General features: G+C 73.3%; 2 protein-coding genes and 1 tRNA gene. 1 reads left to right on the forward strand and 2 read right to left on the reverse strand.

All coding sequences use genetic code 11. The features are described from left to right. A partial coding sequence (locus tag GL263_RS26635) for an LppU/SCO3897 family protein (RefSeq protein WP_228456852.1) occupies nucleotides 1–365 on the forward strand: 365 nt, incomplete at its 5' end. Between the two features lie 196 nt (nucleotides 366–561). On the opposite strand, the gene GL263_RS26640 is transcribed toward GL263_RS26635, so the two are convergent. Together GL263_RS26640 and GL263_RS26645 are read right to left on the reverse strand one after the other, a co-directional pair. After that, nucleotides 562–649 (reverse strand) — tRNA-Leu (locus GL263_RS26640). Nucleotides 650–755: 106 nt separating this feature from the next. Then, nucleotides 756–1,250 (reverse strand): phosphatase domain-containing protein, encoded by a 495-nt coding sequence (locus GL263_RS26645; RefSeq protein ID WP_182858295.1) that lies wholly within the window; start codon nucleotides 1,248–1,250, stop codon nucleotides 756–758. Between the last annotated feature and the right edge of the window lie 64 nt (nucleotides 1,251–1,314).

Consider the following 1,314-nt stretch of genomic DNA (forward strand, 5'->3'; position numbering starts at 1 on the left):
GCCCCCGGCAGCGCCAGCCGGGCCCGTTGCACAAACTCATCGTGTTCGTGCTCGCCGCCGTGCTGATCGGCGGCGTCGGCTGGTGGGTCTACGACCACAACCGCACCCCCGCCGACGGCGGCCCCTCCAAGGCGGAGGTGGAGGACCGGAAGAACAACCCGCGCGAGGGCGACTGCGTCAAGATCCACGACCCGGAGGGCAGCCCCCGCCCGGAGACCGTCGACTGCGACTCCCCGGAGGCCGAGTACCGCCGCGGCGAGAAGCTGGACGGCAGCGGCCAGGAGTGCGGCCCCTCCTACGACTACGGCATCCAGTTCCGGCAGCGGCGCGGCTCCAACTACACCCTCTGCTTCACCAAGATCTGACGCGCTGTCCGCCCGCTACCCGAGGCCCGCGCGGAGCACTTGACATCCGCCGCGCCCGCGTCGAGACCGACGCGGGCGCGGACGGTCGTCTCCGCCGAGCCGCGCCCTCGGGGTCCTCCGCCGCCCCCGCCGGGTGACGGCCGGTCGCGGTGGGCCCGCAGAACGCAGAAAACCCCAGCTGAGCTGGGGTTCTGTGTGGTGTCCGAGGGGGGACTTGAACCCCCACGCCCGATAAAGGGCACTAGCACCTCAAGCTAGCGCGTCTGCCATTCCGCCACCCGGACCGGTGCGTCCTCCGCGGCTCGGCCGCGGCGACGAGGACAACAATACCAAGACCCGGGAGTGCTTCTCACCCCGGTTGACCGGGGCCGTCCGCCCGGCGGGGCGGGGTCAGGTGCGGCCGCCCTCCTGGACCCGGCGGAGCAGTGGGGCGCCCTCCATCCAGTCGGCGCGCAGCACCTCGAAGCCGGCCGCCTGGTAGGCGGCACAGACCTGGATGTCGTCGTCCACGACGATCTCGACCGTGCGCTCGCGCGCCAGTGAGCGCAGCAGCTCGACCTTGGCGACGCGGGCGGGGCGGAAGTCGCGTTCGCGCCGCATCCACAGCTCTCCGACCGGCAGGCCCTGCTCGGCGAGCCAGCGTTCGGTGTCCCGGCGGCAGCGTTCGGGGCGACCGGTGACGTAGCCCAGCTCGCAGCGGGTGGCCCACTCCCTCGCCAGGTCGATGCCGGTGGTGAGGGGCGGGTCGTGCCGCGCCTCGCGGAAGAAGGCGTTCCAGTCGCGTGGGCTGGAGGCCACGTGGTGGAGGCGGTGGCGGGTGTCGCTGAGGGTGCCGTCGAGATCGAACACCGCGATCGGCGGCGGGTTCTTCGCTGCACGTGCCATGGGTCCGACCCTATGCCGCCGCCCGCCCGGGTGCCCGGCGGTGGGCGGGGCGGCGGGGATGACG

Source organism: Streptomyces durbertensis, from assembly GCF_014156695.1.
In the GTDB taxonomy this organism is placed as follows: domain Bacteria; phylum Actinomycetota; class Actinomycetes; order Streptomycetales; family Streptomycetaceae; genus Streptomyces; species Streptomyces durbertensis.

What these genes read in the sequence shown, in the direction of transcription:
- GL263_RS26645 (WP_182858295.1), bottom strand. Translation starts at nt 1,250, where the DNA reads ATGGCACGTGCAGCGAAGAACCCGCCGCCGATCGCGGTGTTCGATCTC.